Below are 26,391 nucleotides of genomic sequence, written 5' to 3'. Positions count from 1 at the left end.
GGGTCCGGTCACGGGTCCGGTCACGGGTCTCTGGGCGGGGCGACCGGCACGATCTCGGGGGCGCCGAGCCTGATCGCGTCGGCCTCCTGGTCGCTGTCCTGTTCCTGGGACAGCCGCTCGGCCTCCACCCGCTTGGTGTAGTACTCGACCTCGTGCTTGGTCTGCTCGCCGTCCCAGCCGAGCGGGCCCGCCAGCAGCTCGGCCGCCTCCCGCGCGACGCCCAGGCCGCGGTGGAAGGTCTCGATCGAGATGTGCGTCCGGCGGGTGAGCACGTCGTTGAGGTGCCTGGCGCCCTCGTGCGTGGCGGCGTAGACGATCTCGGCGCGCAGGTAGTCGTCGGCCCCGTTGAGCGGCCGGGCGAGCGAGCGGTCGGCCTCGATGAGCTGCAGCACCTCGTCGATCAACGAGCCGTGCCGCTGCAGCAGGTGCTCGATCCTGGCCACGTGCAGCCCGGAGGTGTGGGCGAGGCGGTGCCGGGAGTTCCACAGGGCCTGGTAGCCCTCGGCGCCGACGAGCGGGATCTGGTCGGTGCACGAGGGGGGCACGCGGTGGTCGAGCCCGTGGGCGACGGCGTCCACGGCGTCCTTGGCCATCACCCGGTAGGTCGTGTACTTGCCCCCGGCGATCATCACGAGTCCCGGCACCGGGTGGGCGACCACGTGCTCGCGGGAGAGTTTCGAGGTCTCGTCGGACTCGCCCGACAGCAGCGGCCGCAGCCCGGCGTAGACGCCCTCGACGTCGTCGCGGGTCAGCGGCACCGACAGCACGGCGTTGACGTGGTCGAGCAGGTAGTCGATGTCCACCCGGGAGGCGGCCGGGTGCGCCTTGTCGAGCGTCCATTCGGTGTCGGTGGTGCCGATGATCCAGTGGCGTCCCCACGGGATGACGAACAGCACCGACTTCTCGGTGCGCAGGATGATGCCGGTGTAGGAGTGAATGCGGTCGCGCGGCACCACGAGGTGGATGCCCTTGGAGGCGCGCACGTGGATCTGGCCGCGGCCGCCGACGAGTTCCTGGATGTCGTCGGTCCACACGCCGGTGGCGTTGACCACCTGCCGCGCCCGTACCTCCATCTCGGTGCCGGACTCCAGGTCGCGCACCCGCACGCCGGTGACGCGCTCGCCCTCGCGCAGGAAGCCGACGGCCTGGGCGCGCGGCGCGACGTGGGCGCCGTAGGTGGCCGCGGTGCGCAGCAGGGTCATCACGTAGCGGGCGTCGTCGACCTGCGCGTCCCAGTACTGCACGGCGCCGGTGAAGGCGGTCCTGCGCAGCGCGGGCGCCAGGCGCAGCGCCCGCCTGCGCGACAGGTGCCGGTGTCCCGGCACGCCGCGGGACAGCCCGGTCGCGTAGCCGAGCGTGTCGTACAGCGCCACCCCGGCCCCCACGTACGGTCGCTCCCAGCCGAGATGCGTCATCGGGAACAGGAACGGAACGGGCCGCACCAGGTGCGGCGCGATCCGCTGCAGCAGCAGGGACCGCTCCCGCAGGGCCTCCCTGACCAGGTCGAAGTTGAGCTGCTCCAGGTAGCGCAGCCCGCCGTGGATCAGCTTGGACGACCGGGAGGAGGTGCCGGAGGCGAAGTCGCGGGCCTCGACGACCCCGACCTCCAGCCCCCGCGTGGCGGCGTCGAGTGCGGTTCCGGCGCCGACCACGCCTCCTCCCACGACCACCACGTCCAGTTCCTCGGCGCTCATCCTCGCCAGCGCCGCCGCCCGCTCGGCCGGCCCGAGCCGGGCCACGCCCCTTCCCGACGCCATGAATCCCCCTGGGGTACGGCCGTCATCCCTGTGCGTTCCCATACCTACCCGCTCAGCCGCGACGATGTCTGCCGGGCCGGGTGGCGAGGGTCACGCCCGCACCACTTTGACGCCCGTGTCGGTGAGCCGGGCGGCCAGGTCGTCGCTGAGCCGGTCGTCGGTGACCAGCGTGTCGATCTCGCCGATGGGACAGATGCGGGCGAAGGCCCGCCTGCCCACCTTGGAGGAGTCGGCCACCGCGACCACGTGCTCGGCCCGGCTGACGAGCAGGTGGTTGACGCCCGCCTCCCCCTCGTGGTGCGCCGAGGCGCCGAGGTCGGCGTCGATCCCGTCCACGCCGAGGAACGCCACGTCCAGCGTCACCTGCTCCAGCACGCCGGACGCCAGCGGGCCGATCAGCTCGTACGACTGCGGCCGGGCCACTCCCCCGGTCACCACGATCTTGACGTGTCGCCGGACCGTGAGCTCGGCGGCGATGTTCAGCGCGTTGGTGACGACGGTGAAGCCGGACTCCTGGGTGGCCCGGATGGCCAGGGCGCGGGCCAGCTCGGAGGTGGTGGTGCCGCCGTTCATGCCGACCACGGCGCCGGGCTCGACCAGCTCGGCCGCGGCGGCGGCGATGCGCTGCTTCTCGTCGGTGTGCCGGGCCGTCTTGTAGCGCAGCGGCAGGTCGTAGCTGACGCTCTGCGCGACGGCGCCGCCGCGGGTGCGCATGAGCATCTGCTGCTGGGCGAGCTGGTCGAAGTCGCGGCGGATCGTCGCGGTGGACACGTCGAGCGCCTGGGCCGCCTCCTCGACGCTCAGGCGGCCCTCCTGGGAGAGCAGCTCCAGGATCCCGTTCCAGCGTTCGTATCGGGACACCGCTGCCTCCCTGAGTGTGCGCTCCGTTGGCCGCAAGGGTGGCACACCACGCACCGGCACAGCCACCTCTGCACAAACCTGCTCTGTTCTGCTATAAAAAATACAGAAATAATCACGAATCAGGAGGAACCGGTGACCACACACACCGAAGCGGAGATCGCCTCCCAGCCGGACTGCTGGCGTCGCGCCGTCGACAACGTCCCGTCCGGCGTGCTGCCCGAGCCGGGCGAGCGGGTGGCGGTCGTCGGCTGCGGCACCTCCTGGTTCGTCGCCATGGCGTACGCGGCACTGCGCGAGGCCGCCGGGCAGGGCGAGACGGACGCGTTCGCCGCCTCCGAGATGCCGGCCGGCCGCCGCTACGACCACGTGCTCGCGCTGACCCGCTCGGGCACCACGACCGAGGTTCTGGACGTGCTCCGGCGGCTCGGCGGCCGGACCACCGCCATCACCGCCGACCCGCGGACACCCGTCATGCGGGCCGCCGGCCGCGTCGTCGTGCTCGACTACGCCGACGAACGGTCCGTCGTGCAGACGAGGTTCGCCACCACGCAGCTCGCGCTGCTGCGCGCCAGCCTCGGCGAGGACCTCACCCAGGCCGTCGCCGACGCCGAACGGGCCGTCGCCGCGCCGCTCGACACCGCGCTCGTCGAGGCCGAGCAGATCACGTTCCTCGGCTCCGGCTGGTCGGTCGGCCTCGCCCACGAGGCCGCACTGAAGATGCGCGAGGCGTCCCGCTCCTGGACCGAGGCCTACCCGGCGATGGAATACCGCCACGGCCCCATCAGCATCGCCGGCCCCGGCCGCGTCACCTGGATGTTCGGCCAGGCGCCGGAAGGGCTGCGCGAGCAGGTCGAGGCGACCGGCGGCGCCTTCCGCCAGAGCGGCCTCGACCCGATGGCCGAGCTGGTCACGGCGCAGCGCGTGTCGGTGGCCCGGGCGTTCGCCAAGGGCCTCGACCCCGACGAACCCCTCCACCTCACGCGATCTGTGATCCTCTCAGCATGAGCCTCACTCTCTCCGACGCCCGGATCGTGACCCCGGAGGGGACGCACGACGGGTGGCTGACCATCGAAGACGGCCGCATTACGCACGTCGGCCACGGCCCGGCCCCCCGCGACGGCCACAGCCTGCGCGGCCGCTACGTCGCGCCCGGCTTCGTCGACATCCACAACCACGGCGGCGCGGGCGGCTCCTTCCCGGCCGGCGACCACGACGGGGCGCGCTCCGCCATCGCGCTGCACGAACGGCACGGCACCACCACCATGGTGGCCAGCCTGGTCACGGCCGCCCTCGACGACCTGGAAGCCGCCGCGTCGGCACTCGCCGACCTGTGCGACGACGGGCTGCTCGCCGGCCTGCACTTCGAAGGCCCGTACATCGCGCGGGCCCGCTGCGGCGCGCACGACCCGGCGCTGCTGCGCGAGCCGTCACCACGCGAGTTCGACCGCCTGGTCAGAGCCGGGCGCGGCCACGTGCGCATGCTGACCATCGCCCCCGAACTGCCAGGCGCCCTCGACACCGTCCGCGCGGCCCGGGAGCAGGGCGTGATCGCCGCCCTCGGCCACAGCGACGCCGGCTACGAACAGACCCTGGCCGGCATCGAGGCCGGCGGCAGCGTGGCCACCCACCTGTTCAACGCGATGCCGCCGCTCGGCCACCGCGCCCCCGGCCCGGTCGCCGCGCTGCTGGAGGACGACCGGGTCACCGTCGAACTGGTCAACGACGGGGTGCACGTGCACCCGGCGATGCTGCGCCTGGCCGTCAAGGCCGCGGGCCCCGGCCGGACGGCGCTGATCACCGACGCCATGGCCGCCACCGGCATGGGCGACGGCTCGTACGTGCTCGGCACGATGCGGGTGGACGTGGCCGGCGGCGTCGCCCGCCTCGCCGAGGGCGGCTCCATCGCGGGCAGCACGCTCACCATGGACGTCGCGGTCCGCCGCGCCGTACGCGACGTCGGCCTGTCGCTGCCCGAGGCGGTGCGGGCGGCCTCGCTCACGCCCGCCCGGGTGCTCGGCCTCGACAGCGAGATCGGCTCGATCGCCGCGGGCAAGGCGGCCGACCTCGTCGTGCTCTCCGGAGACCTGGAGGTCGCCGGGGTGATGAAGCGCGGCGGCTGGATCGTGGAGCCCTGATGATCCTCACCGTGACGCTCAACGCCGCCCTCGACGTCACCTACGACGTGCCGCACGTCGACTGGGACGGGGTCAACCGGGTCCGGTCGGTGCACCGGCGGGCCGGCGGCAAGGGCGTCAACGTGGCCCGCGTCCTGCGCGGGCTCGGCCAGGAGGTGCTGGTCACCGGCCTGGCCGGCGGGCCGACCGGCCGGGCCATCGAGGCCGACCTCGACGCCGCCGGGCTGCCCGGCGCGCTGGTCCCGGTCGCCGGCGAATCACGCACGACGCTGGTCGTCTCCGGCGGCGCCGAGAGCGGGACGACGCTGTTCAACGAGCCGGGCCCCGAGGTCACGCCCGCCGAGCTGCGGGAGTTCGTCCGGGTGTACGAGGGGCTGGTGGGGCGGGCCCGCGCCGTCGTCATCTCCGGCAGCCTGCCCCGCGGCGTCCCGGCCGACACGTACGCGCGCCTCGCCGCGCTCGCCGCCGAACGCGGGGTGCCCGCCGTCGTGGACGCCGACGGCGAGCCGCTGCTGCACGCCCCCGCCGGACGGCCCGCCATCGTCAAGCCCAACGCCGACGAGCTGGCCCGGGCCGTGCCCCACGGCGACCCGGCCGAGGGCGCCGAGCACCTGCGGGCCCGGGGCGCGGAGTCCGTCGTCGTCTCGCTGGGCGCCGACGGGCTGCTGGCGGTCACGCCCGAGGGGACGTTCCGGGCGCGCATGCCGTACCGGGTGGCGGGAAACCCGACGGGCGCCGGCGACTCGCTGGTCGCCGGCCTCGCGCTCGGCCTGGTGGAGGGGACGGCGTGGCCCGACAGGCTCCGGCGGGCGGCGGCGCTCGGCGCGGCGGCCGTGGCCGCGCCGGTCGCCGGCGACTTCGACCCCGACGTCTACGCCCAGGTGCACCCGCGGATCGTCGTCACCTGACCCCGCAACCAGATCGCAGAAGGAGCCCGACATGCCCCTCGCCCCGACCGATGAGATCGTCCGCACGTCGCCCGCCGGGGTCGGCGCGTTCAACGTGATCCAGCTCGAACACGCCACCGCGATCGTCGCCGGGGCCGAGGCGGCCGGCCTGCCGGTCGTGCTGCAGATCAGCGAGAACTGCGTCCGCTACCACGGCGCGCTCGAACCGGTCGCGCTCGCGGCCCTCGCAGTCGCCCGGCGCGCCGACGTGCCGGTGGCCGTGCACCTCGACCACGCCACCGACCGGGCGCTCGTCGAGGAGGCGGTCGAACTGGGGCTGGGGTCGGTGATGTTCGACGCCTCGGCGCTGTCCGACGAGGCGAACATGGCCACCACAGCGGAGGTCGCGGCCTGGTGCCACCAGCGCGGCGTGTGGGTGGAGGCCGAGCTGGGCGAGGTGGGCGGCAAGGACGGCGTGCACGCCCCCGGCGCGCGCACCAAGCCGCACGAGGCCGCCGCGTACGTGGCCCGCACCGGCGTGGACGCGCTGGCCGTCGCCGTGGGCACGTCCCACGCGATGACCACCAAGGACGCGGTGCTCGACCTTGCGCTCATCGCCGAACTGCGGGCGGCCGTCCCGGTGCCGCTCGTGCTGCACGGCTCGTCCGGCGTGCCCGACGACACGCTGCGCGACGCCGTACGGCAGGGCATGAAGAAGATCAACATTGCCACGCACCTGAACAAGGCGTTCACCGGCGCGGTCCGCGACTACCTGGAGCACGACGCGAAGGTGGTGGACTCCCGCAAGTACCTCGGCGCCGGCCGCGACGCGGTCGCCCGCGAGGTCACCCACCTGCTGGGCGTGCTCGCCGGCTGACTCACGCACCGACGAGGCCCAGCACCCGCCGGACCTGCCTGCGGAACGTGGCCGGCGGGTTGCGCCTCCCCCAAGGGGAGACACGAGAGTGGAGGCATGCACGGCGACACGTTCCACACGATCGGCGACCTGGCCCGGCGCACCGGGTTGACGGTCAAGACCATCCGGTTCTACTCCGACCGCGGGATCGTGCCGCCCACCGGCCGCAACGCCACCGGCCACCGCCTGTACGGCCCCGACGCCGTCGCCCGCCTCGACCTCGTCCGGACCCTGCGCGAGCTGGGCCTGGACCTGCCGACGATCCGCCGGATCGCCGACCGGGAGCTCGCCCTCCCCGAGGTCGCCGCGGCGCACGCCGACGCCCTGGCCGTGCAGATCCGCACCCTCCGCCTGCGCCGCGCCGTCCTGACGGCGGCAGTCCGACGCGGCGCCGCCCCCGAGGAGATGGAGCTCATGCACAAGCTGGCCACCCTGTCCGCAGCCGAACGCGGCCGCCTGATCGCCGACTTCCTCGACGCCACCCTCGACACCGGCACCGACCCGGCGCTGCGCGGCATCGCCCGGTCGCTCACCCCCGAGCTGCCCGACGACCCCGAGCCCGCCCAGGTCGAAGCCTGGATCGAGCTGGCCGAGCTGACCCGCGACGCGGGCTTCCAGACCGCCCTCCGCCACCTCGCCGACCAACACCGAGCCGACCAGCACCGCGACGACCAGCACCGGGATGACCAGCACAGGGCCGGTCAGATCTCCGCCACCGTTCCGCGGCGCGACGCCACCGCCCTGGCCCGTGACCACGCGAGCCCTGCCCTGGCGGCAGGCGTCGATCCCACCTCACCCGAGGCCGGCGCGATCGTCGCGGCGCTCACCACGCACTACGCGAACACCCTCGGCCACCCCGACGACGCCGCCCTGCGCCGCCGCCTGCTGTCCCGGCTGGAGACCGCGAACGACCCTCGCCGGGAGCGCTACCTCCATCTCCTGGCGATCGTCAACGGCTGGCCGCCCCCGGCCAGCCTCACCCCGACCCTCGACTGGGCCGTGCAGGCCCTGCGCGCCGGCACCTCGGCCGAGACGTGATCGCGGCGACGGTGACCAGCGTCCCGCCGCGATCCCGTCCTCGACCTCGACGTGCTCGCAGGTGATGGCTTGCCGTGGTTCCCACGTCCTGCCCCGGACGGCCGAGGCCCCCAGAGCACCCCTCCCGCCGCGCTCCACGCCGACGAACAGAGCCGACGCCTACTCTCGCGGGAGCACCGACCGGACCGCGTCGTCACTCCGTCCAACGACGGCGTGTCCGTCGTCGGCGGTGATGATGGGACGCTGGATGAGGACCGGATGCGCGGCCAGCGCCGCGATCCAGCGGTCACGTTCCCCGGGGGTACGCGGCCAGCCGGCCACGCCCAGCTCGGCGGCGACGGGCTCGCCCGTGCGGGTGATGTCCCACGGCTCCAGCCCCAGCCTGGCCAGCACCTCACGCAGCTCCTGCTCGCCGGGCGGGTCGTCGAGGTAGCGGCGGACCGTGTAGTCGGCGTTCTCCGCGTCCAGGACGGACAGCGCCGAACGGCACTTGGAGCAGTCAGGGTTGATCCAGATCTCCATGAACCCTTTCCCAGGAGCTCGAACGCGTCGCTGAACCGCACGATACGGGATCCCGCCAGGCGCGACCTGCTGATCAAAGAGTCACGCCAACCGACGGAGTCGTCTCAGTGACAGCGCGGGGGGACAGGCCCGGTCTGCCCCACGGACAGGCACGGGCCCGCCTCCTCGGTGGGAAGGCGGGCCCGGTGCGGGGTGCGTCAGCGCTGGATGGGTGCGACGACGACCTCGACGCGCTGGAACTCCTTGATGTCGGAGTAGCCGGTGGACGCCATGGTGCGCTTGAGCGCGCCCATGAGGTTCATCGAGCCGTCGGCGACGCTCGACGGGCCGTGCAGGATCTGCTCCAGCGTGCCGACGGTGCCGAAGCGGACGCGACGGCCGCGCGGCAGGTCGGGGTGGTGGGCTTCGGAGCCCCAGTGGTGGCCGCGGCCGGGGGCCTCGGTGGCGCGGGCCAGCGGGGACCCGACCATGACGGCGTCGGCGCCGCAGGCGATGGCCTTGGCGATGTCGCCGGAGGTGCCCATGCCGCCGTCGGCGATGACGTGGACGTAGCGGCCGCCCGACTCGTCGAGGTAGTCGCGGCGGGCCGCGGCCACGTCGGAGATCGCGGTGGCCATGGGCACGGCCACGCCGAGGACGTTGCGGGTGGTGTGGGAGGCGCCGCCGCCGAAGCCGACCAGCACGCCCGCCGCGCCGGTGCGCATGAGGTGCAGGGCCGCCGTGTACGTGGCGCAGCCGCCCACGATGACCGGTACGTCCAGCTCGTAGATGAACTGCTTGAGGTTGAGCGGCTCGGCCCGGCCGGAGACGTGCTCGGCGGAGACCGTGGTGCCGCGGATGACGAAGATGTCGACGCCCGCGTCGATCACGGCCTTGTGGTACTGGACGGTGCGCTGCGGCGACAGGCGGACCGCGGTGGTGACGCCGGAGGCCCGGATCTCCTCGATGCGGCGGCCAATCAGCTCTTCCTTGATCGGCGCGTTGTAGATCTCCTGGAGGCGCCGGGTGGCGGCTTCAGCGTCCAGTTCGGCGCACTCGTCCAGCAGCGGCAGCGGGTCTTCGTACCTCGTCCACAGACCTTCGAGGTCGAGCGGCGCGAGACCGCCGAGCCGGCCGATCTCGATGGCGGTGGCGGGCGAGACGACGCTGTCCATGGGCGCGACGACGACGGGCAGTTCGAACCGGTAGGCGTCGATCTGCCAGGCGATCGAGACCTCCTCCGGGTCACGGGTGCGCCGCGAGGGCACGAGGCCGATCTCGTCCAGCGCGTAGGCCCGGCGGCCCGTCTTCCCCCGGCCGATCTCCACCTGCTGAGTCATGTATTACCTTCTGTGATAGTTCGGGGCTTCCACGGTCATCTGGATGTCGTGGGGGTGGCTCTCCTTCAGCCCCGCCGACGTGATCGGCATGAGCTGGCAGTCGGTGTGCATCTGCTCGATGGTGCGGCAACCGGAGTACCACATGCCCTGGCGGAGCCCGCCGACGAGCTGGTGGGCGACGGCCGCGACCGGACCGCGGTAGGGCACCTGGCCCTCGATGCCCTCCGGGATGTACTTGTCCTCGCCACCGACGTCGGCCTGCGCGTAGCGGTCCTTGCTGAACGAGGCGCCGCCGCGCTCGCGGTTGCGCACGGCCCCCAGCGAGCCCATGCCCCGGTAGGACTTGAACTGCTTGCCGTTGATGAAGATCAGTTCGCCGGGCGATTCCTCGCAGCCCGCCAGCAGCGACCCGAGCATGACCGTGTCGGCGCCCGCGGCGATGGCCTTGACGATGTCACCGGAGTACTGCAGACCGCCGTCGCCGACCACCGGCACACCGGCGGGCCCACAGGCCAGCGACGCCTCGTGGATGGCGGTCACCTGCGGCGCGCCCACGCCGGCCACCACGCGGGTGGTGCAGATGGAGCCGGGGCCCACGCCGACCTTGACCGCGTCGGCGCCCGCGTCGACCAGCATCTGCGCGCCGGCCCTGGTCGCGATGTTGCCACCGATGACGTCGACCTTGCTGTTGGCCTTGACTTTGGCGATCATGTCGGCGAGGCCCTTGGAGTGGCCGTGCGCGACGTCCACGACGACGACGTCCACGCCCGCCTCGATCAGCGCCTTGGCGCGCAGCTCGGCGTCGCCGCCGACGCCGACGGCCGCGCCGACCACCAGGCGGCCGTCGGGGTCCTTGGTGGCGAGGGGGTACTGCTCGCTCTTGGTGAAGTCCTTGACCGTGATCAGGCCGCGCAGCCGGCCGTCGGGGTCCACCAGCGGAAGCTTCTCGATCTTGTTCTTGCGCAGCAGCGTGAACGCCTCGTCGCGCGAGACCCCCACCGGCGCGGTGACCAGCGGCATCGGGGTCATGACCTCGCGCACCGGGCGTGAATGGTCGGTCTCGAAGCGCATGTCACGGTTGGTCACGATGCCGACGAGGGTGCCGTCGACGGCCGTCACCGGCACCCCGGAGATCCGGTAGGTGGCGCACAGCCGCTCGACGTCGGCCAGCGTGTCGTCGGGGGTGCAGGTGACCGGGTTGGTGACCATGCCGGCCTCGGACCTCTTGACCAGGTCGACCTGCTGGGCCTGCTCGTCGATCGACAGGTTACGGTGCAGGATGCCGATGCCGCCCTGGCGGGCCATGGAGACGGCCATGCGGGCCTCGGTGACGGTGTCCATGGCCGCGGAGACCAGCGGGATGGACAGTGTGATGCCCCGCGACAGCCGGGTACGGGTGTCCGCCTCACCGGGTTGGAGGTCCGAGTACGCGGGCACGAGCAGCACGTCGTCGAATGTCAGACCTGTCTCGGTGAACTTGGACATGCTGCGGCCCCCTCCTGCCGTTGCGCTTATCGCAGACAAGTCTAGGGCCTGGCTCCAAACAGGACCGATGCCGGGAGGACGATGACCCCCACGGCCCGTCGTACTCCCGGCATCGCAAGAGCCGAGGGACGGGACATCGGTGATCCGTCCCGCCCCCCGGCCACACCGGCATCCGGGCGCGTGAGCGCGTGGCGCCACCGAACCCCCCTCCGCGTCCTGATGGCTCCGCACAGCCGTGGCCCGATGTATGCCGACTCTCCACCCAGCGTGAGGGACCCCCGCGCCGGACGGCAATGTGCAAACCTGCAACTGCACGAAGTTGCAGAGACCGCCCGCGAGTCGGCGTAAGGGGCGGACAGGTGCCGACCACCGCGTTATCCTCGCGACACGCCCGTGTCCCCCGTACGGAGCTCCCTGAGATGCGCAACGAGTCACCCCCGGCGTCCTCACCTTTCGAGACGCTGGGCCTCGATCCGGCCTGGTCGGCCCTCTACACCGCGGTGCTGCGCCTGCACCGGGCCACGCTGGCGGAGGTGGCCGAGGCCATGGGCGGCCCGGCCGACACGGTGAGCAGACAGCTCGACGACCTGGTCAAGCTGGGGGTGGTGGACGAGCAGTCGGGCGAGTACCTCGCCCGGCACCCCGCCGGCGCGCTGGGCCGGCTGATCGCCGAGCGGCTCGACCGGCTGGCCGAGGAGAGCCGGCGCATCGACTCGGCGCTCGGCTCGATCCGCGGCCTGATCCGCGACTACGACGCCGGGCGCGACTACCAGAGCGGGCCGTTCCCGGTGGAGCTGGCCAGCGGGGCCGACGTGCTGTACGAGAGCGTGATCGGCATGGCCGTGCAGGCGCCGCCGATGACCCTGCTGACCGCCATCCCCGACGAGCGCACCATGACGGACTTCGTGCGGAAGTTCGCCGACCCGTGGATCGACGCGCAGCGGCGCGGGCTGCTGGAGGTGCGCGCGGTCATCCCGGTGGACTCTCTGCCGCTGTCCGGCGTGCGCGACCAGGTGACCCGCCTGCAGGACACGGGCGGCCGGGTGCGGACCCTCGACCGGGTGCCGAGCTGGTTCATGACCGCGGGTCCGGAGGCGGCCGGGCTGCCCGCGCTGTGGGGCGGCAACCTGCCGGACCACGCCTACAACTTCTATCTCGTACGCACCCCGATCGTGGTCGGCGTGCTCGGCTCCCTGTTCGAGGAGCTGTGGGGCCGGGCCGTGCCCGTGCCGTGGCAGGGCCGCGGCGACGGTGCGGTGCAGGTGCTCCGGCTCGCGGCCCAGGGCATGTGCGACGAGTCGATCGCCCGCCACCTCGGCGTCTCGGTGCGCACGGTCCGCGCGCGGTTCGCCGACGCGATGGCCAGGCTGGGGGCCCAGTCACGCTTCCATGCGGGGGTGGAGGCGGCCCGGCGCGGATGGCTCACCCATTGAGCACCGCTGAGGCCGCATCGGTCATATGGTGGGAAGGTGTTGGAAGACGTCCCCCGCGATCCGTTCGCGGACGACCCGAACGACCCGTCGGCGGCGATGGGTGAGCTCGACGACGCCGAGCCGCTCACCGCGGCCGAGCGTGACGAGGCCATCACCGACCTCGCCGACGTCGAGGTCTTTCGCTCCCTGTTGGAGCCGCAGGGGGTGCTCGGTCTGGTGCTCGACTGCCCCGAATGCGGCGAACAGCACTTCTTCGACTGGGAGCTGCTGCGCGGCAACCTCCGCCAGATGATCGAGAAGGGTCAGCCACAGGTGCATGAGCCGGCGTTCCAGCCGGACCCCGCCGACTACGTCACCTGGGAGTACGCCCGGGGTTATGTCGACGGTGTCATCGACACCGAAGAACGCCACTGACCCACTGCCGTCGTGCCGGTGCCGCCTCCACCGGAGACCCTGCCGCTTGCGGAGCTGAAAACCCGCCGCCCGCGAAACTGGAAACCCTGCCGCTTGCGGAGCTCGAAACCCCGCCGCTTGCGGAGCTGAAAACCCTGCCCCCGCGGAGCTCGAAACCCCGCCGCCCGCGAAGCTGAAAACCCTGCCGCTTGCGGGCACTTCGCCGCCCCCCGGCGGCTCAGCCGTCGCTCAGATGGTCGCCGCCGCTCCCCTTCGCGCTGCCGCACAGGGCCCTGACGTCTCCCGGCGGCACGCCGTCGCGCCTGGCCCGCGCGTCGGCCCGAAACACACCCTCCCCCCAAGCCCGCGCATCGGTCGAGGATGCGCCCTCCCCCCCGGCCGGCGCATCGGTCGAGGACGCGGTCGGGGATGCGCCCTCGCCTCCAGCCCGGTGGCCGTTTGAAACGTCGCGGCTTGAAACGTCGCGGCTTGAAACGTCGCGGCGCAGGGCGGCGAGCAGCCAGGCGGCGGGATCGGCGTCGCACGGCGGCTCACCGCGGGACAGCGCGTCAAGGAGGGCGTCGCTCTGCTCCTCCGGCGTCAAGCCGACTCCAGCTCGGCCATCTGCCGTAACCTCGCGAGCGCCCGGTGCTGGGCGACCCGAACCGCACCTGGTGACATGCCGAGTACATTACCGGTCTCCTCAGCCGACAGCCCCGACACCACCCGCAACAGCAGCAACTCGCGCTGGTGCTCCGGGAGCCGGGCGAGCAGCCTGCGGGCGTGCTCCACCTCGATGTAGCGGACCACGGTCTCCTCGGGCCCGGGCCCGTCGTCGGGCCCGTCGGGCAGATCCTGGGTCGGCACGGCCGAACGAACCGAGCTGCGCAGCGCGTCGGCGACCTTGTGCGAGGCGATCCCGAAGACGAACGAGGCGAACGGACGGCCCATGTCACGGTAGCGGGGCAGCGCGGACAACACCGCGATGCAGACCTCCTGGGCCACGTCATCGGCAATGTGATATTGCCCGGAAACCCGGCCCAGCCGGGCACGGCAATACCGCACCACCATCGGACGCAACTCGCCCAGCAGGGATTCGATCGCGCTGCGATCACCCTGCACGGCGAGACTCGTCAGTTCTCTTAGGTCGGAGTCATCCGTTCGTGCCGGAAGTCTCGACGCGAGCCTTACCCCAATTTTGGCGTCGGCGACGCTTCCCTCGCTCACGTTAGGCATGATGCCCGTACTGGTCCTGCCTGTCGTCATCGCGAACGGCTACGGATTGGTCACATTGACGCGACGATAACGGCCAGTAATCGAACGGCGACACTAAGCCTTTCATGGCGGCACTATATTTCACCCATTAGACGAAATGACGCGACATTTGTCAGTTGGGCCGACGCTTCGCTTACAGGAACGGTTTACTTGGGATAAGTCACCATTCCATATCCTCTGGCGGTCTGGGAGTCATAGGTACCACGTCACACAACATTGGCGCCCGACAAGCGCTTTACGGGTCGGCCCAAGGCGCGCTTCATCGACAGGGACGGACGGCGAGAAGGTCGTAAGCCACCGCCAGGTCACCCGCCCAGACGGTGTCGTGATCGCGCTCGAACGCCGCGTGCAGCCGGTCGCGCACCGCGTCGCGCCCCAGCCAGGCGAGCGCCGCGGCGGGCAGCCGCGCCCCGCGCGCCCACGCGGCCACCAGGCCGGCCAGGTGCCGGTCCACCTCCAGGGAACGCAGCCCGTCCCAGGTGTCGAGGAACGGCCCCGGATCCATGAGGCGGGCGACGTCGTCCAGGAAGTCGGCCACGTCCCCGAACCCGCCCACCCGCGCCGGGAACCCGGCGAGCATCGACCGCCAGACCGCCATGAGCCAGTCCTCGACCGCATCACGTTCGGCGTCCGGCCAGTGCGCCAGCCCTTCACGCGCCAGCAGGCCGAGGACGGTCGCCGGGAACAGCTCGTGCCCCGTGACGAGCCGCTCCGCGAGCAGCGGCAGCAGCGCCTTGATGTCGTCGAGAGTCCCAACCGTGCCGCCCAGTCGCATCGACAGCTCGAACAGGTGCTCCTCGTCCACCGGCACCCGGCCCCGGCAGTGCGGGCAGCCCTCCAGCACGGGACGCCGAGGATACCGGGCGAACACCTCCCGCAGCCGCGTCACCGCCGACGCCACGTCCCGATCCACCCGCCGAGTGTGCCACGTCGCAACCCGCGCAGGTGCCCGGCCATGCGAACGGCCCGCCCCGGAGCGGGACGGGCCGTGCGGTGGTGCTGGGGTCAGTGGCCGTGACCGTGGCCGTGGCCCTGGCCGGCGGCCGGAGCCTCCTCCTCGGGCTTGTCCACCACGAGGGCCTCGGTCGTGAGCAGCATGCCCGCGATCGAGGCGGCGTTCTGCACCGCGGAGCGGGTGACCTTGACCGGGTCGATGACGCCCTGACCGATGAGGTCGCCGTACTCGCCCGTCGCCGCGTTGAAGCCGTGGCCGGTCTGCAGCTCGGCGACCTTGTGGGTGACCACGTAGCCCTCAAGGCCGGCGTTCTCGGCGATCCAGCGGGCCGGCTCCACCAGCGCGCGGCGCACGACGCCGACGCCCGTGGCCTCGTCGCCCGTGAGGCCGAGGTCGTCGAGCTCCTTGGAGACGTGGATCAGGGCCGAGCCACCGCCGGAGACGATGCCCTCCTCGATCGCGGCGCGCGTCGCGGAGATCGCGTCCTCGAGGCGGTGCTTCTTCTCCTTCAGCTCCACCTCGGTGGCGGCGCCGACACGCAGCACGCAGACGCCACCGGCGAGCTTGGCCAGGCGCTCCTGCAGCTTCTCGCGGTCCCAGTCGGAGTCGGACTGCTCGATGGCAATCTTGATCTCCTTGACGCGGTCCTCGATGGCCTGCGCGTCACCGGCGCCGTCGACGATGGTCGTGGCGTCCTTGGTGACGACGACGCGGCGGGCCTGGCCGAGAACCTCGAGACCGACGTTCTCCAGCTTGAGGCCGATCTCCTCGCTGACGACCTGGCCGCCGGTGAGGATCGCCATGTCCTGCAGCATCGCCTTGCGGCGGTCACCGAAGCCCGGCGCCTTGACGGCGACGGAGGTGAACGTGCCGCGGATCTTGTTGGTGACCAGGACGGCCAGGGCCTCGCCCTCGACGTCCTCGGCGACCACGAGCAGCGGCTTCTTGGTCTGCGCGACCTTCTCCAGCAGCGGCAGGAAGTCGGCGATCGAGGAGACCTTGCCCTGGGTGAGCAGGATGTAGGCGTCCTCGAGGACGGACTCCATGCGCTCGGGGTCGGTGACCATGTAGGCCGACAGGTAGCCCTTGTCGAACTGGAGGCCCTCGGTGAACTCGAGCTCCATGCCCATGGCGTTGGACTCTTCGACCGTCAGGACGCCGTCCTTGCCGACCTTGTCGAACGCCTCGGCGATCAGGTCGCCGATCTTGGCGTCCTGGGCGGAGATGGTCGCGACGTTCGCGATCTCCTTCTTGTCCTCGACCGGGCGGGCGCTGGCGAGCAGCTTGTCGCTGATCTCCTTGGCCGCCTTGTCGATGCCGCGCTTGAGCGACAGCGGCGAGGCGCCGGCCGCCACGTTGCGCAGGCCCTCACGGACCATGGCCTGGGCCAGGACGGTCGCGGTGGTCGTGCCGTCACCCGCGATGTCGTTGGTCTTGGTGGCCACTTCCTTGGCGAGCTGGGCGCCGAGGTTCTCGTAGCGCTCCTCCAGCTCGATCTCACGAGCGATGGTCACGCCGTCGTTCGTAATCGTCGGAGCACCGAACTTCTTGTCGATGACGACGTTGCGGCCACGCGGGCCGAGGGTAACCTTCACGGCATCCGCGAGGGCGTTGACGCCACGCTCGAGCGCGCGCCGGGCGTCCTCGTCGAACTCCAGGATCTTCGCCATTTTGCTGAAAGTCCTCTCCTGGTGTCGAAGGCCCCGGCCGCAAGAGAGCGCCCGGGGCCCGACACGACCGGCTTACTTCTCGATGATCGCGAGAACGTCGCGGGCGGAGAGCACGAGGTACTCCTCGCCGCCGTACTTGACCTCGGTGCCGCCGTACTTGCTGTAGAGAACGATGTCGCCCTCGCTCACGTCGAGCGGGATGCGCTTGTCGCCGTCCTCGTCCCAGTTGCCCGGGCCCACCGCGAGGACCTTGCCCTCCTGCGGCTTCTCCTTGGCGGTGTCAGGAATGACCAGGCCGGAAGCGGTGGTCTGCTCTGCCTCGAGCGGCTGCACCACAATGCGGTCGCCGAGCGGCTTAACGGGAACCTTGGTGGCGGTCGTCACGATCGGACCTCCCCTTCAGATTTGAATGATCAGAAGAGGCGACCAGCGGGGCCTGCCGTCGCGGGTGCCAGACCTGCCTCGTCGCACGTTGGCACTCTCAAGGGGAGAGTGCCAACAGGAAACATATGCAAGAGGGGCTTGACAGTCAACACGAACGCGTCTGCTCAGAGCGATCAGGACCGAGACATGCCCATTTGGCGAGGCAGGCGGGGCCTTCGACCGGGTTCGTCCTGGCCACCTCCGGAGGGCGGTCACCCCCTCCGGCGGCGCCCGTACCGGGGGCGAGGCGCTAACGTCGTACGGCGTGGACCTCGACGCCTTCACCGAGCTGCTGACCTCGCGCGGCCGGCGCGCTCTGGAGGAGGCGCGGGAGCTGCGCGGCGCCGATCCGGTGGCGGCGGCGACCCGGCTGCGCAGGACCTACGACGCCGCGCTCGTGTCGGCGGCGCTCACCCAGACGGCGCTCAGGGAGCGGGCGCGGGCCAAGTTCGGGGCCGACGCCGAGCTGATGTTCTTCACACCGCACGGGCTTGAGCAGGCCACCCGCGCCGACGTCGCCGCCCACCGGGCGCGCCGCCTCACCGGCTGCGCCCTCCCGGCCCCGGCCCCAGACACGCTCCCGGCCCCAAACACGGCCCCCGACATGGCTCCCACTCCCGACATGGCTCCGGCTCCCGACATGGCTCCCGCTCGGGACGTGGCCCCGGCCTCAGCGGGCGGGCTGCGGGTGGTGGACGTCTGCTGCGGGGTCGGGGGTGACTTCCTGGCGCTGGCACGGGCGGGTTGCGTCGTGGACGCCGTGGACGCCGACCCGCTGACCGTCGCCGTCGCCAGGGCCAACGCCGAGGCGCTCGGGCTCGCCGACCGGATCACGGTGCGGGTGGCCGACGCCGCCTCGGTGCGGCCGGAGGATCACGACGTGCTGTTCGCCGACCCGGCACGGCGCGGGGCGCGGGGCCGCACGTTCGATCCGCTCGCCTACTCCCCGCCGTGGCCGGTCGTCCTCGACCTCGTGGCCCGGTCCCGGCGAGCCTGCCTGAAGGTCGCGCCGGGCATCCCGTACGCGTTCATCCCCGACGGCGCCGAGGCCGAGTGGGTGTCCGTCAGGGGGGAGGTCAAGGAGGCGTCCCTGTGGATCGCGTCCGGCGCGTCCGGCGCGTCCGGCGCCTCAGGCGCCTCAGGCGCCTCAGGCGCCTCAGGCCCCGTGGCGCGGCGGGCCACGCTGCTGCCCGGCGGGCACACGCTCGCGGCCACCGGCGCCGCCGCTCCCGTGGGGCCGCTGGGCCGCTACGTCTACGAGCCCGACGGGGCGGCGATCCGGGCGCATCTGGTGGGCGAGGTGGCCGAGCTGGTCGGCGGGCGGCTGCCCGACCCGATGATCGCTTACATCACCGGCGACGAGCCGGTCGACACCCCCTGGGCCGCGCGTTACGAGGTGGCCGAGGCGCTGCCGTTCTCGCTGAAGCGGCTGCGCGCGGCCCTGCGTGAGCGGCACATCGGGAATGTGACCATCAAGAAGCGCGCCTCGGCCGTCGACATCGAACGGCTCCGCGCAGATCTGCGACTTTCGGGCGATAAATCCGGCGTGGTCATTCTCACCCGCGTCCTGGACAAACCGTCGGCCCTCATTTGCCACCCCACCCCACCTGCGTAAATGACAAACCAGGGCGATACCACAATAACCCCGATATTTTCCATCGACCCTGACGGACCTTGATCCAGAGGCTAAGGTGTGCGGGCGTGAGTTCTCCCCCCGCAGCGGCTCACCGCGCCCTCCTTTTCATCTGAAAACCGGACCTACCCCACCGCTGCGCGGCAGACCGTCGGCGAGCGAAGGAGCTTTCGGTGGATCATTCCAGCCACACCACCCTTCTCCAGTCAGGCGGGCACCTCAACGTTCCCGACAGGATGCGCGAACTGCTGGCACGCGTCGCCCAGGACCACGTGTACGAGCAGCGCACCCAGGGCGCCGTGCTCGACGAGATCCGGCAGCGGCTCGAAGGGATGGAGTGGCTGCTGCGCGAGGTGCGCGAGCGCGAGCTGGGCGGGCTCAGCGGCACGCTGGAGACCGTCAACGGCCGCCTCGACGACATCGCGGCCAAGCCGCCGATGTGGGCCGAGGGCCTCGCCCAGCACGTGGAGGCGGTACGTGACCACGTCGACGCCGTCGGCGAGCAGGTCGGCACCGTCGACGCCCGCGTCGAGTCGGTCACCCAGCGGGTCGCCCCGCTCAGCGAGCTGCCCACCATGTGGGCCGACCTGTCGACCATCGGCGGCGGTGTCGAGGAGACGCTCAAACGCCTGGAGAGCGTGCTCGACAGCAGCGAGGGCATCGCCCGGCGGATGGGCGACTTCGCGGCCACGCTGTCGCAGCTGCACTCCAGCATGGAGGTGGCCGCGAGCCGGTTCACGCGGCTCGACAAGTCGATCGCCGAGCTGGCCTCCCGCACCGACCATGTCGAAGGCGTGCTCACCGAGCTGTCGGCGGGCCTCGACAGCCGGCTGTCCGCCACCGCCGAGCTGGTCGGCGCGCAGCTCGACGAGCGGCTGGCGGCCACCCGGCAGCATGTCGCCACGCGCCTCGACGACGCCGAGCACCGGCTCACCGGCCACCTGCAGGAGACCGAGCAGCGCGTCACCGGGCGGCTCGACAGCCGGCTGCTCGCGATCGAGTCGCGACTCGACGGCGTCGACGGCCGCATCGAGGCGACCGGCGAGGGCTTCGCCGACCTCGACGGCCGTCTTGACGGCATCGACGGCCGGATCGCGGCGGTGGACTCCCGGCTGACGTCCGTGGACCAGCGCGTCGTCGCCGTCGACGGCCGGCTCGGCGCGATCGACGGGCGCATGGACGGCCGGTTCACCGCGCTCGACGAGCGGGTGGCCGCGACCGACCAGCACCTGTCCGAGGCCGCCACCCGCAACGAGGGCCGCTTCAACCACCTCGACAACAACCTGGAGTCCCTGGACGAGCGCATCGGCGAGCTGGAGGAGCACCTGACGACCCGCTTCGACCAGGTCGACAGCACCGTCAACGGCCGCCTCAACACCGTCGACACCAAGCTCGCGGCCGGGTTCGAGACCGTGACCAGCCGCGTCGACGCCGTCGACGGCACGGTGACGGCCCGCCTCGCCACGATCGACAACGGTCTGGAGAGCCGCTTCACCGCCGTGGACGGCAGCCTGCGCAGCCGCTTCGACGCGGTCGGCACCCGCTTCGACGGGGTCGAGGGGCGCCTGACCGAGCTGGCCGCCCGCGCCGAGCAGGCCGGCGAGCAGTTGGAGAACGTCGACGACCGCGTCGAGGCCGTCAACCAGCGCGTCGGGCAGCTCCCCACCACGCTCGCCATCGGCGAGCGCCTGGACGAGCGGCTGGCGGCGCAGACCGCCGAGCAGGCCCAGCGCCTGACCGCCGCCGCCGCCGCGCTCACGGAGGCCGTCCAGGCCCGGCCCGACCGCGACGAGCTGACCCAGACCGTGACGGGCATCGTCCATCCGGCCACGACCACCCTCACCAAGCGCCTGGGCGCCCTGGAGGAGACCATGCTGGCGCTGGCCGAGGCGCTCCTGCGCCCGACCCGCCCCAAGGACTAGCGCCGCCGGCCCACCAGCCGGCTCGCCGATCACCCTCGTCATCCCCCGGGTCCTCGAACCCGAGATCGCCTCTCGGCGCCGTGCCGCCGGTACGGCGCGCCTCGCCAGCGCGGGCCACGTCACGGCGCATGCGACCGTGGCAGCAGCGCCCGCGGTTCCAACCCCGTCGGTCCAGGTGGCGTTGACAGAGGGATGAGAGGAGACGCATGGATCGATACGAGGGCTTCAGGGAGTTCGTGCACGCGCGCCAGCAGGCGCTGATGCGCAGCGCGTACCTGCTCACCGGGAACGCCTCCCAGGCCGAGGACCTGCTGCAGACCGTGCTCATGCGGACCGCCAGGCACTGGCACCGGCTCGCCGGGGACGGCAACCCGGAGGCGTACGTCCGTAGAGCGCTGATCAACGAGCACGTGTCGTGGCGCAGGCGGTTACGCCGGCGGCACGAGACCCCTACGGCACGTCCGCCGGACCGCGGCCGGGACTCCGGCGACGAGAGCCTGCACCGTCTGGCGCTGCAGGAGGCGCTCATGCGGCTGACCCCACGCCAGCGCGCCGTGCTGGTACTGCGCTACTACGAGGACCGCAGCGTCGAGGAGACCGCCGCCCTGCTCGGCTGCTCCAGCGGCACGGTCAAGAGCCAGACCAGTCACGCGCTGGGACGGCTGCGCGTCCTCGCCCCCGAACTGGCCGATCTGCTCAACGCCGTCGATCCCCAGGAGCTGCCCCGATGACCGGACTGCGCGACGAACTGCACCTGCTCGCCCGCCAGGCCCCCGCCGTCGATCTCGCCGAGCGCGCGGTGCGGGGCGCGAGGCGCAGGCGGCGGATCGGCCTCTACGGCTCCGCGCTGGCGACGCTGGTCGCCGTGGCACTGGGTGCGACAGTGCTCGCCGGCGGACTCCTCGGCGGCGCCGAGCAGGGCACGATCAGCGGCCGCGTCACCGACGTGCTGCCCACCTCGGGGGTGGATCCGCTCGCCTACGCCTACTACGACATGTGCGGGGTGAAGTGGACCCCCGGCAAGAACACGGGCGAGTTCGCGGGCAAGGACTGCGTGCAGTGGCACGTGGTCACCCGCACCGGGCAGAACTTCCGGATGCCCGAGGCGCTCAGCTTCTACACCGACCAGAGCGAGCAGAACTACATGAACACCGCTGCTCCCGTGGCCATCACCCCCGACGGCCGGCGAATCGCCTACTACAGCGAGAAGGACCAGCGGTTCGCCGTCCGGGACCTGGCGTCGGGCGACGTCCGGTTGGCGCCGCAGACCGTGAGCAGGGCGACGATGGTCACCAACGGCGGGCTGCTGCGACTGTCACCCGACGGCCGGCACCTGGGCCTGTACGGTTTCGGCGGGCTGGACGCGGTCGTCGACATGGACGCCGGTCGGGTCCACGAGATCCCCGCCGGATGGCACGTGCACAGCGTCCCCGACGGCGGCTCCCCGGTCGTCCTCGTGAACGAACAGGACCGGTACGCCCTCCTGATCGACGGGCAGGCGCGACCCTTCGCCGCCGCGGACGTGGCACGGCAGGTGAGCGAACTGGCGCCCGACGGGCGGAGGGTCGCCTACCTGACCGGCGGGACGCCGGGGCTGACCTCCGGCGGTGCGCAGAAGTCGCGACCCGACGACACGATCGTCACGGTCGACGCGACGACGGGACGGATTCTGTCCAGGGTGAGGATCCGCGACGAGGCCGAGCGCTTCCCGTCGTGGCGGATCGGCGGCTGGCGCAGCCCCACGGAGGTCGTCGTCTCGGCTGCCGTCATCGACCGCTCCTGGACCGCCAGCCGTACGGGAAGGCCGGTCGAGGGGCGCGTGCCCACCCTGGGGGAGACGGCGTACGCCCTCGACGTCACGACGGGCGCCGTGCGCAGGCTGCGTGCCTACACCTTCCGGGGCTGGAGCGGCGACATCGTCCTTCCGGGCTTCTGACGGCACCGCACCGCCCACCTGGCCCCCTGGGCGGCCCCGTCAGACGTGGACGGTCGTGATCGGCAGCGACGAGTCGGCCGGGATCTCCAGCGCGGACGGGGTGATCCCGGCCGCCACCAGGTCGGAGCCCAGGGCGGCGACCATGGCCCCGTTGTCGGTGCACAGTCCGGGGCGGGGCACGCGCAGCCGCACGCCCGCCGCGTCGCACCGCTCCTGGGCCAGCGCGCGCAACCGCGAGTTGGCCGCCACGCCGCCGCCGATGAGCAGGTCGTGCACGTCGTACTTCCTGCACGCCTGCAGCGCCTTGCGGGTCAGCACGTCGACCACGGCCTCCTGGAACGAGGCGGCCACATCGGGCACGTGGATCGTCTCGCCGGCCGCCTGCCGCGCCTCCACCCAGCGGGCCACGGCCGTCTTGAGCCCGGAGAAGGAGAAGTCGAGCGTGCCGTCGTCGATCTTGCCGCGGGGGAAGGAGACGGCGGTGCCGGAGCCGGTGACCGCCGCCCGGTCGATGTGCGGGCCGCCGGGGAACGGCAGGCCGAGCACCCGCGCCACCTTGTCGAACGCCTCGCCCGCCGCGTCGTCCACGGTGGACCCGAGCGAGATGACGTCCTTGGCCACGTCGGGGACGAGCAGCAGCGACGAGTGGCCGCCCGAGACCAGCATGGCGATGCACGGCTTGGGCAGCGGGCCGTGTTCGAGCTGGTCGACTGCGACGTGGGCGGCCAGGTGGTTGACGCCGTAGAGCGGCACACCGAGGCCGAGGGCGTAGGCCTTGGCCGCGGCGACGCCCACCAGCAGCGCCCCGGCCAGGCCCGGCCCGGCGGTCACGGCGACGGCGTCGATGTCGGAGAACCGGAGCCCCGCCTGGGCGAGCGCGGCCTCCACGGTCGGCGTCATGGCCTCCAGATGGGCGCGGGAGGCCACCTCGGGCACCACGCCGCCGAAGCGGGCGTGCTCGTCCATGCTGGAGGCGATCGTGTTGGCCAGCAGCGTGTGCCCGCGGACGATGCCGACACCGGTCTCGTCGCAGGAGGTCTCGATGCCCAGGACCAGCGGTGCGTCAGCCATCCAGCTTCTTCCTCATCATGATCGCGTCGGTGCCGTCGTCGTAGTAGCGGCGGCGGGTGCCGATCTCCTCGAACCCGAAGTGCTCGTAAACGGCGCGGGCCCGCGGGTTGTCGGAGCGGACCTCCAGGAAAACCTCGCGTGCCCCGCGTCTGCGCGCCTCGCCCAGCAGCTCCGCCAGCATGGCGCCGCCGATGCCGGTGCGCTGGTGGGCCTCCAGCACGGCGATGGTCTGCACGTCGGCCTGGTCGGCCGCGGCGGCCAGGCCGGCGTAGCCGACGATCTCGCCGTCGATGACCGCGACCACGTAGTGCCGGGTGCGCGGCTGCTCGGCCAGTTCGCCGCGCATCATGCCCTCGCTCCACGCGTCGAGCGGGAACGTCGCCCGCTCGATCGCCATGACCGCCGGCAGGTCGGTATCGGTCATCTGCCGGAGTATCACGCCGTCACCCGCTTGGGCGCGCCGGGCGCCACCGCGTCGGGCCGGCGCAGGTAGATCGGGCGCGGCGGGTCGAGCGGCGTGCCCGCCGCCAGCCGCTCGACCGCCAGCGCGGCCAGCGATCCCGCGTACGGGTACGGCGGGGCGCTCGACTCGCCCAGGACCTCCGGGTAGAGCGCGGCGCCCGCGCCCACCACGGGCAGCCCCTCGACGGGCACGTCGGCGGGGCGGTCGACGAACGGCCCGTCGGCCCTGGTGCGCGCGTCGGCGTAGCGGGCCCAGAAGACCTCCTTGCGCCGGGCGTCCGTGGCGGCGACGAACGGGCCGGGCAGCCCGCTGCCGTAGGCGACGGCGTCGAGCGTGCAGATGCCGTACGCGGGGACGCCGAGCGTGGTGGCGAGCGCCTGCGCGGTCATCAGGCCCACGCGCAGCCCCGTGTAGGGACCGGGGCCGCTGCCCGCGACGACGGCGGTGACGTCGCGCAGCGACGCCCCGGCCTCGCTCAGCACGGTCTCGACGGTGGGCACGAGCAGCTCACCGTGGCGCCGGGCGTCGATCGTGGTCGATTCGGCGAGCACTCGGCCACCGTCGTGGAGGGCGGCGGTGACGGCGGGAGTCGCGGTATCAAAGGCCAGGACCAGCACGACTGATTAGCCTACCCGCCGCGCGCCGCACACCCGGCCGCGTCACACCGACCCGTCACACCGACCCGTCGAGCCGACCCGTCGAGCCGTCCGCGCCACCGACCGCCCGGGCCGACCGCCCGGGCCGACCGCCCGGGCCGACCGCTCGGGCCGACCGCTCGGGCCGGGGCCGCCGTCAGGACCAGCCGGTGCGCCGCCGCAGCCAGCCGAGCGCCACCACACCCTGGGCGCGCTGGAACGGCCGCAGCGTCGGCAGCCCCGGCGGCGCCGGCAGCCGGCCGTGCCGCACGAGGTAGCCCGCGACGGCGGCGAGCACCATGGTGACGGCGGGGTCGGGGTCGGGCAGCAGCTCGTCCGGCGGCGGCCCGCCCTGCATGCCGACCGAGGGCAGCATGCACACCAGGTCGAACCAGGCCGCGCCGACGCACGCCCATGGCCAGTCGACCACGTAGACGCGCCCGTCCGCGAGCAGGATGTTGTCGGCGCGCAGGTCGGCGTGCAGGAGCGTGTCGCCGGCCGCGACCTCGGCCCAGCCGGACTCCAGCCCGGCCAGCTCGTCGAGGTGGCGCAGCGCCCACGGGTCGAGCCCCGTGGTGTCCTCGCCGAGCAGTCTCCGCCAGCCGGTGAACGACTCCGCGAACCCGTCGCCCACGGTCGGCGCGGGAATCGGGGCGGGAGTCAGCTCGGCGGACATCCGCCGGACGGCCGCCAGGACGAGGTCCAGCTCGTCGCGCCGCCAGGGTGTCGCCGGATGCCGGCCGGCCACGTCCTCGAAGACGAGCACCACCCAGCCCGCCGCCTCGAAGCTCGTCAGCAGCCGCGGCGCGGGCGCCGACGGGGGCAGCCCGGCGGCGTTGCGCGCCTCGGCGCGGTAGATGGCGACCGCTTCGGAGTTCGGCTGGGGGCCCACGGCCTTGACGAACGCGCGCCGCCCGTTCGCGGCGCGCACCCGTACGGCGGCGGCGGGCGAGAAGCCGCCGGACTGGGTGACGGCCTCGGCCACGGGAGCGCCGAGGAACTCCTCGACGCCCGCGCGGGCGGCGGGGTGCACCCGCTCCCAGGGAACCCGCGATCCGGAGGCCGGTGGGCCGTACGGGTTGACGTCCAGGCTCATGTCCCCATCGTCCCGGAGGGCTCAACCGGTTTTCAGACGCGCGACGCGTAGACGATCACGTTGTCGACGTACTCGCCCTTGGCCCGGTCGAACCGGCCGCCGCAGGTGACCAGCTTGAGCCCGTCCTCCACGTAGACGCGGCGCAGCGGGAAACGGTCCTTGTGCACCTGTTCGACCTCGTCCACCCGGTAGGTGACCACCTTGCCGTCGCTGCGCCGCACCTTGACCCGGTCGCCCTTGCGCACCTGCCTGAGCTTGTAGAAGACGGCGGGCGCGGTCTTGGTGTCGACGTGGCCGACGATCACCGAGGCGCCCTTGTCGCCGGGCACCGCGCTGCCGGTGTACCACCCGGCCAGCTTCGGCTTCTCGTACGGCGGCAGCTCCACCTCGCCGTCGTCGGTGAGGCCGAGCTTCATCAGCGGCGCCTCCACGTCGATCGAGGGGATGTCGACGCTCTCCGGCACGATCTGCCCGGCCGGCGGCCCGGCGGTCTCGATCTTGCCGAACATGACGAGTGCCAGTCCCGTGGCGGCGCCGGCCAGCACCACCTGTCCCGTGCGCGCCAC

General features: G+C 72.5%; 26 protein-coding genes. 11 read left to right on the top strand and 15 right to left on the bottom strand.

Annotated elements, in window-relative coordinates:
* Positions 1-20: 20 nt before the first annotated feature.
* Together ACGF0J_RS00540 and ACGF0J_RS00535 are read right to left on the bottom strand one after the other, a co-directional pair.
* Positions 21-1,757, bottom strand: coding sequence for a glycerol-3-phosphate dehydrogenase/oxidase (locus ACGF0J_RS00540; RefSeq protein ID WP_393140793.1), 1,737 nt, complete (start codon positions 1,755-1,757; stop codon positions 21-23).
* Positions 1,758-1,847: 90 nt separating this feature from the next.
* Entirely contained in the window at positions 1,848-2,618 is a 771-nt protein-coding gene (locus tag ACGF0J_RS00535; protein WP_393140791.1) for a DeoR/GlpR family DNA-binding transcription regulator, read from the bottom strand.
* A 132-nt stretch (positions 2,619-2,750) separates the two neighbouring features.
* Here ACGF0J_RS00535 and ACGF0J_RS00530 point away from each other — a divergent pair, with 132 nt between their 5' ends.
* The 5 genes from ACGF0J_RS00530 to ACGF0J_RS00510 all read left to right on the top strand — a co-directional run bounded on the left by ACGF0J_RS00530 (position 2,751) and on the right by ACGF0J_RS00510 (position 7,594).
* A complete protein-coding gene (locus ACGF0J_RS00530; protein ID WP_393140789.1) occupies positions 2,751-3,623 on the top strand; it encodes an SIS domain-containing protein in 873 nt (290 codons plus the stop codon).
* Entirely contained in the window at positions 3,620-4,753 is a 1,134-nt protein-coding gene (gene nagA / locus ACGF0J_RS00525) for an N-acetylglucosamine-6-phosphate deacetylase (RefSeq protein ID WP_393140787.1), read from the top strand. The genes ACGF0J_RS00530 and nagA overlap by 4 nt, the downstream gene beginning before the upstream one ends.
* Positions 4,753-5,661 (top strand): 1-phosphofructokinase family hexose kinase, encoded by a 909-nt coding sequence (locus tag ACGF0J_RS00520; RefSeq protein WP_393140785.1) that lies wholly within the window; start codon positions 4,753-4,755, stop codon positions 5,659-5,661. Before nagA ends, ACGF0J_RS00520 begins: the two co-directional genes overlap by 1 nt.
* A 31-nt stretch (positions 5,662-5,692) precedes the next feature.
* On the top strand, positions 5,693-6,517 hold the full coding sequence (locus ACGF0J_RS00515) for a ketose-bisphosphate aldolase (RefSeq protein WP_393140783.1): 825 nt from the start codon (positions 5,693-5,695) through the stop codon (positions 6,515-6,517).
* Positions 6,518-6,613: 96 nt separating this feature from the next.
* A complete protein-coding gene (locus ACGF0J_RS00510; RefSeq protein ID WP_393140781.1) occupies positions 6,614-7,594 on the top strand; it encodes a MerR family transcriptional regulator in 981 nt (326 codons plus the stop codon).
* A 159-nt stretch (positions 7,595-7,753) separates the two neighbouring features.
* Here the strand turns inward: ACGF0J_RS00510 and ACGF0J_RS00505 are convergent, their stop codons facing one another.
* The 3 genes from ACGF0J_RS00505 to guaB form a co-directional block, all read right to left on the bottom strand.
* Complete coding sequence (locus tag ACGF0J_RS00505; protein WP_393140779.1) at positions 7,754-8,116, bottom strand: arsenate reductase family protein; 363 nt, start codon at positions 8,114-8,116, stop codon at positions 7,754-7,756.
* A 197-nt stretch (positions 8,117-8,313) separates the two neighbouring features.
* Positions 8,314-9,435 carry a GuaB3 family IMP dehydrogenase-related protein gene (locus tag ACGF0J_RS00500; protein ID WP_393140777.1) on the bottom strand — a complete coding sequence of 374 codons (1,122 nt, stop codon included), beginning with the start codon at positions 9,433-9,435 and terminating at the stop codon, positions 8,314-8,316.
* A 3-nt stretch (positions 9,436-9,438) separates the two neighbouring features.
* Positions 9,439-10,920 (bottom strand): IMP dehydrogenase, encoded by a 1,482-nt coding sequence (guaB, locus tag ACGF0J_RS00495; protein ID WP_393140775.1) that lies wholly within the window; start codon positions 10,918-10,920, stop codon positions 9,439-9,441.
* Between the two features lie 419 nt (positions 10,921-11,339).
* On the opposite strand from guaB, the gene ACGF0J_RS00490 reads away from it, so the two are divergent.
* Positions 11,340-12,353, top strand: a complete 1,014-nt coding sequence (locus ACGF0J_RS00490) for a helix-turn-helix domain-containing protein (RefSeq protein ID WP_393140773.1) — start codon at positions 11,340-11,342, stop codon at positions 12,351-12,353.
* A 36-nt stretch (positions 12,354-12,389) separates the two neighbouring features.
* Positions 12,390-12,767, top strand: coding sequence for a DUF5319 domain-containing protein (locus ACGF0J_RS00485; RefSeq protein ID WP_185088231.1), 378 nt, complete (start codon positions 12,390-12,392; stop codon positions 12,765-12,767).
* 217 nt (positions 12,768-12,984) lie between these two features.
* Here ACGF0J_RS00485 and ACGF0J_RS00480 read toward each other — a convergent pair whose 3' ends face one another.
* The 5 genes from ACGF0J_RS00480 to groES all read right to left on the bottom strand — a co-directional run bounded on the left by ACGF0J_RS00480 (position 12,985) and on the right by groES (position 17,033).
* Complete coding sequence (locus ACGF0J_RS00480) at positions 12,985-13,350, bottom strand: hypothetical protein (protein WP_393140771.1); 366 nt, start codon at positions 13,348-13,350, stop codon at positions 12,985-12,987.
* Entirely contained in the window at positions 13,347-13,982 is a 636-nt protein-coding gene (locus ACGF0J_RS00475) for a sigma-70 family RNA polymerase sigma factor (protein WP_393141818.1), read from the bottom strand. Before ACGF0J_RS00475 ends, ACGF0J_RS00480 begins: the two co-directional genes overlap by 4 nt.
* A gap of 298 nt (positions 13,983-14,280) precedes the next feature.
* Complete coding sequence (locus ACGF0J_RS00470) at positions 14,281-14,934, bottom strand: hypothetical protein (protein ID WP_393140769.1); 654 nt, start codon at positions 14,932-14,934, stop codon at positions 14,281-14,283.
* Positions 14,935-15,026: 92 nt separating this feature from the next.
* The gene (gene groL / locus ACGF0J_RS00465; RefSeq protein WP_393140767.1) at positions 15,027-16,646 is read right to left on the bottom strand and encodes a chaperonin GroEL; all 1,620 of its coding nucleotides are present in this window, start codon (positions 16,644-16,646) and stop codon (positions 15,027-15,029) included.
* 72 nt (positions 16,647-16,718) lie between these two features.
* Positions 16,719-17,033, bottom strand: coding sequence for a co-chaperone GroES (gene groES, locus ACGF0J_RS00460; protein ID WP_197093639.1), 315 nt, complete (start codon positions 17,031-17,033; stop codon positions 16,719-16,721).
* A 301-nt stretch (positions 17,034-17,334) separates the two neighbouring features.
* On the opposite strand from groES, the gene ACGF0J_RS00455 reads away from it, so the two are divergent.
* The 4 genes from ACGF0J_RS00455 to ACGF0J_RS00440 all read left to right on the top strand — a co-directional run bounded on the left by ACGF0J_RS00455 (position 17,335) and on the right by ACGF0J_RS00440 (position 22,560).
* Positions 17,335-18,684, top strand: coding sequence for a methyltransferase domain-containing protein (locus tag ACGF0J_RS00455; protein WP_393140765.1), 1,350 nt, complete (start codon positions 17,335-17,337; stop codon positions 18,682-18,684).
* Between the two features lie 191 nt (positions 18,685-18,875).
* Complete coding sequence (locus tag ACGF0J_RS00450) at positions 18,876-20,624, top strand: hypothetical protein (RefSeq protein ID WP_393140763.1); 1,749 nt, start codon at positions 18,876-18,878, stop codon at positions 20,622-20,624.
* Between the two features lie 206 nt (positions 20,625-20,830).
* Positions 20,831-21,355, top strand: a complete 525-nt coding sequence (locus ACGF0J_RS00445) for a SigE family RNA polymerase sigma factor (protein WP_393140760.1) — start codon at positions 20,831-20,833, stop codon at positions 21,353-21,355.
* A complete protein-coding gene (locus ACGF0J_RS00440) occupies positions 21,352-22,560 on the top strand; it encodes a hypothetical protein (RefSeq protein WP_393140758.1) in 1,209 nt (402 codons plus the stop codon). Before ACGF0J_RS00445 ends, ACGF0J_RS00440 begins: the two co-directional genes overlap by 4 nt.
* Positions 22,561-22,599: 39 nt before the next feature.
* Here ACGF0J_RS00440 and tsaD read toward each other — a convergent pair whose 3' ends face one another.
* The 5 genes from tsaD to ACGF0J_RS00415 all read right to left on the bottom strand — a co-directional run bounded on the left by tsaD (position 22,600) and on the right by ACGF0J_RS00415 (position 26,391).
* Positions 22,600-23,631 carry a tRNA (adenosine(37)-N6)-threonylcarbamoyltransferase complex transferase subunit TsaD gene (tsaD, locus tag ACGF0J_RS00435; protein WP_393140756.1) on the bottom strand — a complete coding sequence of 344 codons (1,032 nt, stop codon included), beginning with the start codon at positions 23,629-23,631 and terminating at the stop codon, positions 22,600-22,602.
* A complete protein-coding gene (gene rimI / locus ACGF0J_RS00430) occupies positions 23,624-24,055 on the bottom strand; it encodes a ribosomal protein S18-alanine N-acetyltransferase (protein ID WP_393140754.1) in 432 nt (143 codons plus the stop codon). The genes tsaD and rimI overlap by 8 nt, the downstream gene beginning before the upstream one ends.
* An 11-nt stretch (positions 24,056-24,066) precedes the next feature.
* Entirely contained in the window at positions 24,067-24,711 is a 645-nt protein-coding gene (gene tsaB, locus ACGF0J_RS00425) for a tRNA (adenosine(37)-N6)-threonylcarbamoyltransferase complex dimerization subunit type 1 TsaB (RefSeq protein ID WP_393140752.1), read from the bottom strand.
* A gap of 175 nt (positions 24,712-24,886) precedes the next feature.
* Entirely contained in the window at positions 24,887-25,825 is a 939-nt protein-coding gene (locus ACGF0J_RS00420; protein ID WP_393140750.1) for an aminoglycoside phosphotransferase family protein, read from the bottom strand.
* A gap of 32 nt (positions 25,826-25,857) precedes the next feature.
* A complete protein-coding gene (locus ACGF0J_RS00415; RefSeq protein ID WP_393140748.1) occupies positions 25,858-26,391 on the bottom strand; it encodes a class F sortase in 534 nt (177 codons plus the stop codon).

Origin of the sequence: Nonomuraea sp. NPDC047897, from assembly GCF_043204415.1 — a bacterium.
Classification (GTDB): domain Bacteria; phylum Actinomycetota; class Actinomycetes; order Streptosporangiales; family Streptosporangiaceae; genus Nonomuraea.
This window is presented reverse-complemented; position numbering and strand designations above follow the sequence as displayed.